This is a genomic window from Binatus sp. (SeqCode) (assembly GCF_035272065.1).
Lineage (GTDB): Bacteria > Desulfobacterota > Binatia > Binatales > Binataceae > Binatus.
In genome coordinates this window covers 87,499-100,956 of record NZ_DATEQZ010000027.1, presented here as the reverse complement: position 1 = coordinate 100,956, position 13,458 = coordinate 87,499, and the positions used below count along the sequence as shown (strand labels likewise).

Genomic DNA, 13,458 nt, shown 5'->3' with positions numbered 1-13,458 from the left:
GAAGATCGCGCTCGCCGGCGCGACGCTTACGATCAAGCGAGCGCGAATCGATCCGAATCCAAAGAAGGTCACGCCGGCTGAATTGGCCGCGGCCGGAGAAATAGGCGTCGGCGCGAAGTTGACCTGATTCAGTTCATTCCGGCTTGCAAATCTTGCATGCCCGCAATCCTTCATGCTGCGCATGCCCCGCGTCCGCATAGAGCAGCGCATTATTCGGGTCTGCCCGCCGCGCCGCTGAACACGTAGGGCGACAGTAAATCTTCGTATGCCGATGCCCCATCACAGCGCCCGTTGGCAATCGCAGATCGCGCCCGACCTCGAAGCCCTCGGCGCGCAGCAGCTTGATCTTGTTGTCGACGCCGCCGCCGTAATTGCCGATGGTGCCGTCGGAGCGGATGACGCGATGGCACGGTACAAAGATCGGAATCGGATTCGTCGCCATCGTGGTGCCGACTGCGCGCTGGGCGTCCGGCTGTCCAATCGTCGCGGCCAGTTGATGATAAGTGATGACCGCGCCGGGCGGGACTTTTCGCAGCGAGGTGTAAGCGCGGCGTTTGAAATCGCTCTCGACCAAACTCAAATCCAGCGGATGATCCATCGCGCTGAAGTCGCCTTCGAACACTCGATCGATTTCCGCTTCTATGCGGCGCGCGCTTGCCTCGTTCTCGATCAGATCGAACTTTTTGCGCAGCAGCTCGAGGGTCCGCTCGGCGCCGTCGGTCCAGAGGAAGTGAATCGCCGCGATGCCGCGGTCGCTCTCCGCGATCAGAAGGCGGCCAAGCTGGGACGGGATCACGCCGACCCGCGCCTGCGGCCGCCGCAGGATCTTCATCGCGCGCTCGATGCGTGGCCGCGTCTGTCCGATCATCGCGTCGAGCACCCGGTCGTCGAGCGGTGGACTCTCTTTCGCTTGCGCCGCCATTCGATTGGTCTTCATCTTGATTACTCTTCGAGCCTGAGTTTCTTCAGTGCCTGGTAAACGCTGGCCCGCGCGCTTTCCGCCGAGCAATTCAGCGCAGTGCCGATCTCCGCATATTCGAGCCCAGCGAACTTGCGCATCATCAACGCCTGCCCCTGCTTGCCGGGCAGCCGCGCGATCGATCTCTTCAAATGCAGCGCGCCTTCGGGGCCGCCATTAAGATGATGCGGCGCGCGATGCTCGATCGCTTCGCCGTCGGCGCTCTCGTGAGAGATCACGCGGCCGCGGCGCATCCGGTCGCGCGCGCGATTGCGGCACAGGTTCGATGCGATCCGAAAAATCCACGGCCGCAGTCCGTCTTCCGACTGAAGCGTGGGATAGGCGCGATACGCGCGCAGCCATGTCTCCTGGAACAGGTCCATCGCGTCGTCGCGATCGCCGGTCGAGCGCACGAGGAAGCGCATGATCTCGCGCTCCATGGCTTTCACCGCCTCTTCGAAGGGCAGCGGCAATTTGAGATTGAACGTCGGCATCGCGCGTGTCAGGACAGTCCGGCAATCGAACTGACCAAGTACCACAGCGTGATCGATCCGAAAACCGCGCCGAGAATTTCCTCGACGACGCACGCTTGCGCGAGCCGGACGCCGTCGCCGATCTCATGCTCCGCACCGCGCTCCGCGACTTCTGTGAACCGCGCCTCTTCAATATGGGTGGTGGGTATCATTGTTCGATGCTCCTGATACCTACAACCCCGCTCGACCCGATTCGTGAATCGAGTATTGCGGTGCAACGCGCGCGCTGCATTGACGCGCGCCTCGATCCTGCGATCATCGTGCTGCTGCGGAGGTCCCTATGGATGCGACTGTCTGGATTGCGCTGTGGGCGTTCTTGTTCCTGGCCAGTCATCTGATCATTTCGTCGTCGGCCGTTCGATCCCGATTGATCGATGCAATCGGCGAGCAGCCCTATCGCGGCATCTATTCGATTGTTGCGGCTGGGACTCTTGGACCGCTCATCTACGAGTTCGCGCGCAACAAGCACGCCGGCCCTTTGCTCTGGTACCTGCGCGCCGACGCCCCGATACGATGGCTCGTGTGGCTGCTGATGCTCGCGGCGCTCGTCCTGTTTGTCGCGAGCTTCATCAATCCGAACCCGGGAGTAGCCAGCGCGAAGGGAGTGCTCGAGCCGCATGGCATCCAGAAGATCACGCGGCATCCGAGTTTTGTCGCATTCAGCCTGTTCGGAATTGCGCACATCTTAATGAACGGGTGGGCGGGCGACGTGATTTTCTTCGGGATGTTCCCCGCGCTCGGAATCATCGGCGGGATGCATCAGGACGCGCGCAAGCTTCGCGAGCTCGGCGAGCGCTACAGCGAGTTCGTTTCGAAGACGTCGTTCATGCCGTTCGCGGCGCTAATCGGTGGGCGTGTTCGATGGACTAGCGGCGACATGCCGTGGGCTGCGATTGGCGCGGGCATCGTGTTGACGGCTGCGATCGTCGCGCTGCATTCGTTGATCTTCGGCGGCAATCCGCTGGGTTAGCGCGATAGCGGAAGCGCGAACACGCGGGTGGCGTTTGCGATTACCTGCGCGCCTAGAGTCGTCGCGTCGGTGCGGCGGAGGTTTGCGAGCTTCTCTAGCGTGCGGGTTACGTAGGCGGGCTCGTTGCGCTTGCCGCGATACGGCTCGGGCGCGAGATAGGGTGCGTCCGTCTCGACCATCACGCGGTCGTCGGGAACGATCGTTGCGGCGTCGCGAATCGGCGCGGAATTCTTGAACGTTATGATGCCTGAGAAAGATATGTGGAAGCCGAGCGCGAGAAACTCGCGCGCCGCGGTGGCGTCGCCGGTGAAGCAATGAATCACGCCGCCGCGCGGCGGAATCCCCGTTTCGCGCACGATCTCGGCGAGCCGGCGCTCCGCGTCGCGGCAATGAATCACGATAGGCAGGCCGAGTTCCGCCGCGAGCGCGAGATGCGCACGCAGTGACGCTTCCTGCGCTTCGGGCGGTGAGTGCATGTAGTGGAAATCGAGTCCGCTCTCGCCGATCGCGACGACCTTCTTCGACGCGGCAAGGTCGCGCAACTGTGCGATGCGCTTGGGCGTGCAGTCCCTGGCGTCATGGGGATGCACGCCGACCGCGGCGAAGATATTTTCGTGACGCTCGGCGATCTTGACCGTCAATCGATCGCTCTCGATCGGTCCAATCGCTCCGACGGAAATGATCTGAGCGACGCCGGCGGTGGATGCGCGCGCGATCACGGCTTCTACATCGTCGCGGAACTTCGCATCCGCGAGATGGCAATGCGTATCGACGATCATCAAGGTCGGGGCTTCTTGTCGATTCTTGGGAAGAGCGGGGTGGTTGGATTTACGTGATGACCTGGGCTGATGCCTTCTCCGTATGGGGCGCGGGCTTGTTTGTCGTCGACGTTCAGCAGGGCGAGAATTTTTTTGGATGTTATTGGCATGAAAGGCTCGAGCGTGTCGGCGACGACACGCAGTCCTTCGACCAGGTTCGCGAGGATTTGCGCAACGCGCGGCAGGCTAGTCGGATCTTTGGCAAGCGTGAACGGCGAGGTCGCGACGATATATTTGTTTGCCGCGTCCAGCGCTTGCCAGATGGCTTCCAGAGCGCGATTGAATGCGAGCTCCTCGACCAGCGGTGCCACCCGCGACGGGATCGAGGCGAAGCTCTCCACAATCGCGACGTCGAGCGGGTCGCCGCTTCCGCCGGGCGCGGCTGTAATCGCGCCACCGAAGTAGCGCGCCGCCATCGAGAGTACGCGGCTGGTCAGGTTGCCGAGGTCGTTGGCGAGGTCCGAGTTGTAGCGATCGATCACGCGCTGTTCGGTGAAATCGCCGTCGAGGCCGTAGGTGAATTCGCGCAGGATGAAGAAGCGCAGCACGTCGGGTCCGATGTTTTTCTGATAGGCGCCGGGGTCCTGGATGTTGCCCGAGCTCTTGGACATCCGCGCGCCGCCGAAATTCAGAAAGCCGTGGACGTTCAGATGACGATAGAGCGGCAAGCCGACCGACAACAGCATCGCCGGCCAGTACACCGCGTGCGTCTTGAGGATGTCCTTGCCGATGAAATGCTCGGTGACCGGCAGGATCGCGGTCAGTGACGCGTCGTCGGTCTTCGGCAGCTCGCTGAGATAGGCCCAGAACGCGTCGTACCACACGTAGGTCACGTACTTGTCGTCGAACGGCAGCGTGATGCCCCAATCGAGACGCGCCTTGGGCCGCGAGATGCAAAGATCCTCGAGCGGCTCGTCGAGCATCCGCAGCGCCTCGTTGCGATAACGCTCGGGGCGGATGAAGTAGGGATTTTTCTCGATGTTGCGGCGGACAGCCGCGCGATGCTTCTCGAGCTTCAGGAAGTAGTTGCCCTCCTTGATACGCTCGACGGCAGTGTTGTGCACCGGACAGATGTTGCCAGGCAGCAATTCCTTTTCCGTGTAGAAGCGCTCGCATCCGACGCAGTAAAGGCCTTCGTAGTCCTTGAAGTAGATGTCGCCGCATTCGTGGCTGCGCGCGAGCATCTTCTGCACGAACGCCTGATGCACGGGGTCGGTGGTGCGGACAAAAAAGTCGTAGCTGATGTCCAGCCCGGCCCATCCTTGGCGAAAGAGCGCGCTGATCTTGTCGGCGAACGCCTTGGGATGCAGACCGGCGGCCTCGGCGGCGCGCTTGTTCTTGTCGCCATGCTCGTCGGTGCCGGTGACGAACGTGACATTGGACGCACCGAGCTTGCGGCGTTGAAACCGCGCGAAGGCGTCGGTCGCCAGCACTTCGTAAGCATGACCGACGTGCGGCGGGCCGTTGCTGTAGATGATTGCGGTCGTGATGTGAATGCGGTTCGCCATCGGCTTAATTGTACGTGAAACCCCTCGTGGGTTTCACGCTTTTCCTGCGCAGGGGTAATCCCTGCACCCTAGTGAGGAGGAAGGAATGGAGATGCGGGCGGGTGTCGATGACATCCGCCCGCGCGACTTCTTATCGAATTATCGAATTGGTCCGTTTCCCTACTTGATGTTGACAGTAGGCCGTGCCGTGCGAGAGTCTGCCAAACAACGCCAGAGTTAGTTAACTGGTGAAGATTTGCCAACGCGGCCGGATAGGCTGCGGGGAGGGGTCCATGGCAGGTTCGAAGCGGCACTTTACGGTTGCGGCAGTTGCGATACCGTTCTTATTCCTGGCGATGTCGGGCTTGGCGCGCGCCATCCCCGTAAACTTTATCAATGTCGATACGCTTAACGGCGATCACGTTGCAGGGCACTGCAGTCTGCCCGATGCGGTCAAAGCGGCCAACGGCTTGCCCGTTGCCGGCGCGACCTGCGCCACAGGAACCGGAAACGACGAGATAGATTTCCTCGTCACCGGCGTCATCGCGGTTGACGTTGCCGACCTTCCGCTGAGCATTTCTGACACCCATCTAAGCATCGTAGGTCCGGGCATCGGCTGCTCGGGTGTGGGGCCATGCGGCATCACGATCAGCGGCGGCAATTCACTAACTGGTGGGATATTCCTGTGGTGGGATATTCCTGGCTGGGTCGGGCACCACACTCACCTTGAAGAACCTGACGCTCGAGGATGGACAGGCTCCCTTTGGCGGCGCCATATTCGCAGACGGCACCGATTTGGAGATTGACGATTGCCTGTTCTTAAATAATTACGCGCAGGATATTACGACTTTCCACGGCGGCAAGGGCGGGGCAATCTACATAAACAGTGCCGGAACAGTCGACATCATCAACAGCACCTTTACGGGCAATACCGCCGTGACTGGTCTGTATGCCCCGACTGGCAGCGTCGGCGGAGCCATCGCTGATATGAACAATTCCGCCACTCTGAAAATCACCAACTGCACCATCGCGGACAACGCGGCCGGGGCCGGTGGCGGCTACGCGGCGATGGTCATGCCCGCGGTCAAGGGTACAATCTTCGATGCCAACACACCTCAGAACTGCGCCACTGTTGGTATCAACGATAAAGGCTACAACATAGACTCTGGCAATAGCTGCCTCGTTAACACCGGCGTGGGCAGCCTTAAAAACACCGATGCGTTGCTGGAGCCGCTAGCAAACAACGGCGGGCCGACCGATACATTCGCGCTTGAAACTTCCCCGATGATGAGCCCGGCGATAAACCTGATTCCGGTCGCTTCTTGCACCGACCAGCAGATGACACCTCAGCCACTGGGAACCGACCAGCGGCTCTTTGGCCGGCCCGATCCCGCCAATCTCAGCACCTGCGATGCCGGCGCATACGAGCTCGACGCGGTGGGACCTTACACGCTGAACAGCGAGAGGGTGCAGATAGCCCGGGGGAGCGCGATGAATACCGATCAGGTCAACATCGGGGCGACCTTCACGTCGAATGGCGACCCGGCCTGCGACATGGATGAGGATGCGCTCAATTCCGGCTTCAGTCTCGCACTGATCGAGGGCACATGCGCCATGCTCCCCGATAGCGGGCTGGATCTGATGCTGAGTCGCTTTGTGGTGCATACGGTCAATCACCAGAGTTATGGAACCCTGTTCCAGTCGTCGCCGCCAAATATGCTCCAACAGTCGACGGAGACCGTTTCGGCCAGGTTGGTCGCGCTGCCGACGCCTGCCGGCGCGTGCGGTGAATGGACGCTGAATCTCGAGGTGGCAGGACTCAATACTAAATACCTGGGTCTCGGAGGCACCAATCCGTTTGCACTGATATTGACTGACAGCCTCGGCGACGGCGCGGGATGCTTCGACATCAACAACGCAGTTGTCGGGAATCAGCTTCCGGCGCCGACAAGGGCGGTGAGACGTGGGGTGCGGCGGTAAGAGTAACTAACCTATAACTCCTTCCCTAAGTGTCACTGACGTGAGGGAAGGGAACGATTGCGGGCGGAGTGTCGATGGCACTCCGCCCGCGCTAATTCGTTGTTCAGGCTATTGCGGGCGGGAGGCGACCAGGTCTTCGAGCGTGACTTCGACGACGCCGCCGTCTTCTTCGCGCTGGATCAGCACTGTCTGCTTGAGGATATTCTGGCGGACCACTTTGCCGTCGCCCTTGACGCATAGCACGCGCTTGCCGAGGTTGGGCAGCGCGCGCTTGAGTTCGACGTACGTGGCGTATTCGTAGCGCAGGCAGCACTTAAGCCGTCCGCACATCCCGGCCAGCCGAGAAGGATTGAGCGCCAGCCCCTGCTCGCGCGCCATCTTGACGGTCACCGCCTCGAAGTCACGCAGCCAGCTCGAGCAGCATAGCTCGCGTCCGCATGGACCCAGCCCGCCGGTTACCTTGGTCTCGTCGCGCGCGCCAATCTGCTTCATCTCGACGCGCACGCGCAGCGTGTTGGCGAGATCGCGGACGATGTCGCGGAAATCGACGCGGCCCTCGGCGACGAAATAGAAAGTCACCTTGCGCCCGTCGAAGGTGTAGTCGGCGCTCACCAGCTTCATCTGGATTCGCCGGTCGCGGATGCGCTCGACGCACAGCCGGCGCGCGTGCGCCTCGCGCGAGAGATTTTCCTGCTCGAGGTAGAAGTCGCTGTCACTCGCAATCCGGATGATCGGACGCAGGGCGGTGAGATCGATCGTCTGCGCCGGCTCGTGCGGCTCGATCTCTATCGTGCCGACCCGCGCTCCCACCTCGCTCTCGACCAGCACGCGCTCGCCGCGGCGCAGCTCGCGGTCGCCGGCCAGGAAATTGTACAGATGGCCGGTCTGGTGGAGACTGACCGCGACAATTTTCGGCAGCGATGGCGCGCCTTCAAACGGATCGATGTCTGCCACTATCTTCTACTCACCCCGCATCGCATGGCCGGCTATCGTCCACCAGTTCTCCGCCTGCATGCGCGGATTGGCGTTCTCCCCGACCGCCACGTTGGCGCGCACCGCCGCGTCGATACATTTCACGACCGCATCGACCGCGAGACTGTCCGCCAGGCTCACCAGCTTCGACCGCGCCTCGGGCGGAAACGCGGCGAAGTCGGTCTTAAGCAGTTTGTAGCATAGTATTTCCTCGAGCAGTCTTGCGAGCAGCTCGAAATTGCCTGCCGCCGTGTCGCGATTGGCAAAGAATTCCTGCGCGAGCGACTGCGCGCGCGCGAAGTCTATCGATTTCGCATGGCTGAGTGCGTCGAGCAGCTCCTTCATTGGCGGTTCATCGCCGTCCGCCAGCGCGATCGCATTCGCCGCGCTGCCCCGCGCCAGCATCGCAAGCGCACGGGTGCGAGCCTTGTCGGCGACGCCGTGAGCGGCGAGTATCGCTTCGAGATCGGCGGCCTGCAGCGCCGGAAATCTCACAATCCGCGTGCGCGAACGGACGGTGTCGATCAGCGCGCGCTCGCTCGCCGTCACCATGATGATAATCGCGTGGCCCGGCGGCTCCTCGAGGGTCTTCAGCAGCGCGTTCTGCGCGGGGATACCGAGCGCCTCCGCGTCGTCGATAATCGCCATGCGAATCGCGGAGCGCGAAGGCCGGATTCCAAGCCGCGCAATCAGCTCGCGGACCTGGTCGATCAGAACTTCGCTGCGGCCAGCCGGCCGAGACACGTAAGTGAAATCCGGATGCACGCCCGTCGCGATTTGTACGCACGCCGAACAGCAATCGCATCGCGGCGCGTCGGCGTCGCCGGTGCGGGTGCGAGTGCGCTCGGTCTGCGGCGCAATGCGGACGGGGCATCGCGCGGTCGTGCAGCAGAAATTCTCGCCGGGCGACCGCTCGCACATCAGCGCGTGCACGAGGCTGGTCGCGACGATCGCCTTGCCCACGCCGCGCGGCCCCGCGAACAGGTAGGCGTGCGACGGGCGGCTGTGTATCTCGGCGAGCAGCCGCGTCGCGATTTCGCGATGTCCGCGGATCGAAGCTATCGGCATGGAGTCATCGGTGGGCGAGCAGCTCGTCCACGGCGCGGCGAATGTCGGCGGTGACGGCCGCGACCGGGCGGTCGCCGTCGATCATGACGACCCGCGATGGCTCGGCCTTCGCAATCGCCAGAAACCCGTCGCGCACCTTGCGATGGAACTCCGCCCGCTCGCCCTCGAAGCGGTCGGAGCCGCGGCCCGTACCCTTCGCACGCGCGCGGGTGCGTTCGAGCCCGGTCTCGACCGGCAGATCGAGCACGATAGTAAGATTGGGCGTCACGTTGTCGCTGGCGAGCCGGTTCAACTCGCCGAGCAGCTTGAGGTCGAAGCCGCGCCCGTAGCCCTGGTAGGCGGTGGTCGAATCGGAGTAGCGATCGGAAATCACGATCTCCCCGGATGCGAGCGCGGGCCGCAGCTTCTCACGCACGTGCTGCGCGCGATCGGCAAGCACCAGCAATAGTTCCGCCGCGACATCGAGCGAAACGGCGGGATCGAGAAAAATCGCGCGAATCGTTTCGCCGGCGCGCGTGCCGCCCGGCTCATGCGTGACCGTTACGCGCCGCCCATTTTTGCGGAGCGCATCAGCAAGAATCGCGGCCTGCGTCGTCTTGCCGCTTCCCTCGATGCCCTCGAGCGTGATGAATACACCGGCCGGCATTGTTATCGGCCAAGATACCAGTGCGTCAATTGCGGCTGAAAGACAGCGAACACGCCGGCTGCCAGCGCCAGGTACGGTCCGAACGGAACTTCGGTCTTCAGAATCGCGACGTCCGCTTCCTCCGGATCGGTCGCCGGCTCGCCAAGCGGAGCGGGCGCGGTCGCACCGCCGCCGGTCAGCGCGAATGCGATTCCGCCTATCGCGCCGATTACCGAACCGAAAAACATCGTGAAGAAAACGCCCGCCCAGCCGAGAAATCCTCCCACCATCCCGAGCAGCCACACGTCGCCCAGCCCGACGCCCTCGCGCCCGCGCACCAGCTGGTAGAAATAGCCGGTGCCCCACAGGACGCCGCCGCCCACCAGGATTCCGATGAGCGAACTTTTCCAGCCGACGTCGGGCATCATCGTCGACGCTGCGACGAACCCAACCAGCGTGCCGGGCCACGTGATGATGTTGGGAATCAGCCGCCAGTCGTAGTCGATGATCGCGACGATCCACAGCGCGGCGCACAGCACGAAGCGCGCGATCGCGTCGGGGAGCGGGAAGGCGAAGTAGAGATAGAGCGCGATGACCGCCAGTCCGAGTTCGGCCAGGAAATGACGGAACGGAATCGGCGCGCCGCACATCACGCAGCGCCCCTTCAATCCGAGATATGCGAGTATCGGGATATTCGCCCACCACGTAAGCGCGCGCTCGCAACTCTCGCAAAACGAGCGCGGCGAAACGATCGAAAGATCGCGCGGCAGCCGGTACGCAACCATGCAGGCGAAGCTGCCGACGCTCGCGCCGAGGAGGAACGCAATCGTGGCGCCGATTCCGGTGGGCATGTCGAGTGTCATCGCGTCACCATAACATACGCGCTGTCAGCGGTGAGCAGCGCAGAGATCCATCGTCAAATCGTAAGTGGCCTTGATGCCGCGATTCAGATTGTCGACGGACAGTCGCTCGTCGTCGCCGTGAATGCGCGCAAGTTCGCCCTCGCCGAGAATCACCGGGACGAAGCCGTAGGCCCGAACGCCCTTGGCGCGCAACACGCGCGAGTCGGTGCCGCCGGTGGTCATCCACGGCACGACGCGGGCGCCTTTGAAATCGCTCGCAACGACGCGCTTGATCGCATCCCACGCCTCGCCGGAAGTCGGCGACGGCGAAGCGTCATCGGGCCGCTGGATATACTCGATCGTAAAGTTGCCGGGGCCGAGCAAATCGCGCAGACGTTTCATAAACGCTACCGCATCTGTCCCCGGCAGCAGCCGGCAATCCAGTCCCGCCTCGGCAACCGTCGGCACGACGTTCACCTTGATTCCCGCGTTGAGCATCGTCAGCGAAATCGTGTCGCGCATCAGTGCCTGAATATTGTAAGGGCTGAGCACGCCCGCCATCGCGGCCTGCGCGACGCCGGGCTGGTCGAGATGCGCGAGTTGAAACGACGCCGGGCCCGGCTCGAGCGGCGCAATCGATTCCATCGCATCGGCGAAGATTTTCGTGATTCGGATCGGCGGCTGTTTTTCCAGAAGTCGATGGAGCGCGTTGATCAGGATCAGATTCGGATTGTCGGTCTTCGGCACCGAGCCATGCCCGCCTTTGCCGCGGACGCTGACGTGCAGCCAGTTCACGCGCTTCTCCGACACCGCAACAGTGAACGTCGTGCCCTTGATTCCGAGCCAGTCGGGCGCGCCTTCTCCACCCTCGTTGAATGCGAACGCCGGCTCGATCGCGTCCCAATGATTGTTCACCATCCAGGTCGCGCCGTTGTCGCCGCCCGCTTCCTCGTCGGGATTCACCATCAGCTCGACGCCCCGCCGGAGCGCGACGTGATTGCGCTTGAGCGCGAGAATCGTCATCAGCGCCATAATCCCGTGCGCCTTGTTGTCGATCGCCCCGCGCGCCCACACGTAGCCGTCTTTCACGTCGGCATCGAACGGATGATGCGTCCAGTTGGCGGCGACGGTCGGCACGACATCTGCGTGCGACATCAGCATCAGCGGCTTCACGCCGGCGGGTCCGGGAATGCGCGCAACGAGCGTCACCATCCCGGGCTTGCTTTCGAACGTCTGGGTAGCGATCCCCTCCTTGTCGAGAATCGCCTTGAGATACGCGATCGCGGCGGCAGTGTTGCCCGGCGGATTGGTCGTATCGAAGCGCAGGTAGGCGCGGAAGTAGTCGAGGGCTTCGGAATCAACCTTGTTCCAATCAATCTGCGGCGCGCTCTGCGCGAACGACAAAGGCGCGGGAGCCAGCACGATCATCGCGCAAAGAAGTCGCACTACAGATTTAAGTCGCTGCATCGTACTAGTCACTCACGTCAGCGCTGGCATTTCGGACAGTAGAAGCTCGCGCGCTGGCCCACGACCACATTTTTGATCGGCGTCGAGCATGTGTAGCACGGTTTTCCGTCGCGACCGTAGACGCGCAAGCGTGCGGCGAATCGCCCCGGCTGTCCGCGCGAATCGCGGTAGCTGCGAAAGGTGGTGCCGTTGCTGCCGATCGCGGCGCGCAGGATCACCGGCACAGCCGCCGCGATTTTTTCGATCTCGCCTCGCGTGACGCGCCCAGCCCGCCGCATGGGCCGCACTCCGGCGCGAAATAAAATCTCGGACGCGTATATGTTTCCAATTCCTGCGACGATTCGTTGATCCATTATCAGGTTCTTAATTGCCGCCGTTCGGCCGCGCGCCTTCGCGGCAAGATAGTCAGCGTTGAATGCGCGCGACAGCGGCTCCGGCCCGAGACCTTTCAGCTCCGCCGTGGAAGCCAACGCGGCGCGCTCGACGAGACGGACCATCCCGAAGCGCCGCGGATCGTTGTAGACCAGGCGCGAGCCGTCGTCCAGCGAAAATTCAATGTGATCGTGGCGCGGATCGAAGTCGTCGGCGTCGAACCCGTCGTATCGATGAGTCAAACTTCCCGACATCCCAAGGTGCACCAACAAGACATGGTCGCCGTCGAGCTCGACGATCAGATATTTCGCGCGCCGTGACAGTTTCACGATTCGCCGCCCGGCAATCACGCCCGCAAAATTCGGCGTGACGCGGCGCCGCAGCCGTCTCTCTCCGATTCGTACGCTCACGATCGTTCGACCGACCGCGGTTTGAGCCAGTATCCGCCGCAGCGATTCGACTTCCGGCAGTTCAGGCATCGCGCGCTACGACCCCGGCGGCCATTTCGATGCGCAGCGCGCGCGCGAGTCTCAGAAAATCCGGCACGCCGAGCTTCTGGGCGCGCGTGCCCGGATCGATCGCGGCGCGTTCGAGCGCGCGCCCGGTCTGCACACTGTCGATACCCAGCGCATGCCCGAGCGCGTTGCGAATCGTTTTGCGCGGCGCGGAGAACGAGGCGCGCACGGTCTCGAGCACGTGGCGTTCGTCATCGTCCGCAAACGATGGCGTCGGCAGCGGTGCGAACGCGAGAACTTCGGCGTCAACCTTGGGACGCGGATGGAAGCTGCCGGCGGCGACGGTAAAATGTATATCGATCTTCCAGTACAGCGCGGTGAACACGCTGAGCGCGCCGTACGCATCGTCGCCGGGTGTCGCGCGGATCCGCGCAGCGACTTCGCGTTGAAACATCAGCACCATTCTCGAAATCATGCGCGAGTTGTCGCAGAGCGTACGCAGAATCGCCGCCGCTACGTTGAACGGCAGATTGCCGATTACCCTGACTGGCGAGCCGGCGGCAAGCGCCGCGAAATCGATCGTGAGAAAATCCGCATTCATGACGCGAACGCCTGCGAAGCGCTCCTGCAGCCGCGCCGCGAGGCGCGCGTCGAGTTCCACCAGCGTCAGCGAGCGTAGTGGATGCGCGGCGATCTTCTCGGTCAGGATGCCGAGGCCGGGGCCGATCTCAATTACCGAATCCGAGTCGCGAAGCCCCGCCGCCGCCACGATTCGATCCGCGACGCCGGCGCTGGTTAGAAAATTCTGTCCGCGCGATTTCGCCGGTCGCACGCCAGCTCGCGCGAGCGCAGGTGCGGGACGCGACGGTGTTTCGTCAACTACCCGCGATTTTCGTGCGATCGTCATTCGC

At 62.8% G+C, this 13,458-nt stretch carries 15 protein-coding genes; 3 read left to right on the top strand and 12 right to left on the bottom strand.

Annotation, left to right across the window (positions count from 1 at the left end; all coding sequences use genetic code 11):
* Positions 1-133: 133 nt before the first annotated feature.
* Genes VJX68_RS04720 through VJX68_RS04710 form a run of 3 tightly spaced genes read right to left on the bottom strand, consistent with a single transcriptional unit; the run spans position 134 to position 1,643 of the window.
* Positions 134-937 (bottom strand): methylated-DNA--[protein]-cysteine S-methyltransferase, encoded by an 804-nt coding sequence (locus VJX68_RS04720; RefSeq protein ID WP_324094506.1) that lies wholly within the window; start codon positions 935-937, stop codon positions 134-136.
* Between the two features lie 5 nt (positions 938-942).
* Positions 943-1,452, bottom strand: a complete 510-nt coding sequence (locus tag VJX68_RS04715) for an RNA polymerase sigma factor (RefSeq protein WP_324094505.1) — start codon at positions 1,450-1,452, stop codon at positions 943-945.
* Positions 1,453-1,460: 8 nt separating this feature from the next.
* Positions 1,461-1,643, bottom strand: coding sequence for a hypothetical protein (locus VJX68_RS04710; RefSeq protein WP_324094504.1), 183 nt, complete (start codon positions 1,641-1,643; stop codon positions 1,461-1,463).
* Between the two features lie 128 nt (positions 1,644-1,771).
* Here VJX68_RS04710 and VJX68_RS04705 point away from each other — a divergent pair, with 128 nt between their 5' ends.
* Positions 1,772-2,461, top strand: a complete 690-nt coding sequence (locus VJX68_RS04705; protein WP_324094503.1) for an NnrU family protein — start codon at positions 1,772-1,774, stop codon at positions 2,459-2,461.
* Here VJX68_RS04705 and VJX68_RS04700 read toward each other — a convergent pair.
* Both VJX68_RS04700 and VJX68_RS04695 read right to left on the bottom strand, forming a co-directional pair.
* Positions 2,458-3,240 (bottom strand): TatD family hydrolase, encoded by a 783-nt coding sequence (locus VJX68_RS04700; RefSeq protein WP_324094502.1) that lies wholly within the window; start codon positions 3,238-3,240, stop codon positions 2,458-2,460. The two genes, VJX68_RS04705 and VJX68_RS04700, sit on opposite strands and share 4 nt — an antisense overlap.
* A complete protein-coding gene (locus VJX68_RS04695) occupies positions 3,240-4,787 on the bottom strand; it encodes a class I tRNA ligase family protein (RefSeq protein ID WP_324094501.1) in 1,548 nt (515 codons plus the stop codon). The genes VJX68_RS04700 and VJX68_RS04695 overlap by 1 nt, the downstream gene beginning before the upstream one ends.
* A 272-nt stretch (positions 4,788-5,059) precedes the next feature.
* Here VJX68_RS04695 and VJX68_RS04690 point away from each other — a divergent pair, with 272 nt between their 5' ends.
* Positions 5,060-5,572 (top strand): hypothetical protein, encoded by a 513-nt coding sequence (locus VJX68_RS04690; protein ID WP_324094500.1) that lies wholly within the window; start codon positions 5,060-5,062, stop codon positions 5,570-5,572.
* Entirely contained in the window at positions 5,493-6,746 is a 1,254-nt protein-coding gene (locus VJX68_RS04685) for a choice-of-anchor Q domain-containing protein (protein ID WP_324094499.1), read from the top strand. Before VJX68_RS04690 ends, VJX68_RS04685 begins: the two co-directional genes overlap by 80 nt.
* A gap of 108 nt (positions 6,747-6,854) precedes the next feature.
* Here the strand turns inward: VJX68_RS04685 and VJX68_RS04680 are convergent, their stop codons facing one another.
* Genes VJX68_RS04680 through rsmA form a run of 7 tightly spaced genes read right to left on the bottom strand, consistent with a single transcriptional unit; the run spans position 6,855 to position 13,454 of the window.
* A complete protein-coding gene (locus tag VJX68_RS04680) occupies positions 6,855-7,700 on the bottom strand; it encodes a PSP1 domain-containing protein (RefSeq protein ID WP_324094498.1) in 846 nt (281 codons plus the stop codon).
* 6 nt (positions 7,701-7,706) lie between these two features.
* The gene (locus VJX68_RS04675) at positions 7,707-8,786 is read right to left on the bottom strand and encodes a DNA polymerase III subunit (RefSeq protein ID WP_324094497.1); all 1,080 of its coding nucleotides are present in this window, start codon (positions 8,784-8,786) and stop codon (positions 7,707-7,709) included.
* Positions 8,787-8,790: 4 nt separating this feature from the next.
* Positions 8,791-9,432: a dTMP kinase gene (gene tmk, locus VJX68_RS04670; RefSeq protein WP_324094496.1), complete on the bottom strand. Its 642-nt coding sequence runs from the start codon at positions 9,430-9,432 to the stop codon at positions 8,791-8,793.
* A 2-nt stretch (positions 9,433-9,434) separates the two neighbouring features.
* The gene (locus VJX68_RS04665; protein ID WP_324094495.1) at positions 9,435-10,274 is read right to left on the bottom strand and encodes a prepilin peptidase; all 840 of its coding nucleotides are present in this window, start codon (positions 10,272-10,274) and stop codon (positions 9,435-9,437) included.
* 24 nt (positions 10,275-10,298) lie between these two features.
* The gene (locus VJX68_RS04660; RefSeq protein ID WP_324094494.1) at positions 10,299-11,720 is read right to left on the bottom strand and encodes a M20/M25/M40 family metallo-hydrolase; all 1,422 of its coding nucleotides are present in this window, start codon (positions 11,718-11,720) and stop codon (positions 10,299-10,301) included.
* Between the two features lie 17 nt (positions 11,721-11,737).
* Complete coding sequence (gene mutM / locus VJX68_RS04655) at positions 11,738-12,571, bottom strand: bifunctional DNA-formamidopyrimidine glycosylase/DNA-(apurinic or apyrimidinic site) lyase (RefSeq protein WP_324094493.1); 834 nt, start codon at positions 12,569-12,571, stop codon at positions 11,738-11,740.
* Entirely contained in the window at positions 12,564-13,454 is an 891-nt protein-coding gene (gene rsmA, locus VJX68_RS04650) for a 16S rRNA (adenine(1518)-N(6)/adenine(1519)-N(6))-dimethyltransferase RsmA (protein ID WP_324094492.1), read from the bottom strand. The genes mutM and rsmA overlap by 8 nt, the downstream gene beginning before the upstream one ends.
* Between the last annotated feature and the right edge of the window lie 4 nt (positions 13,455-13,458).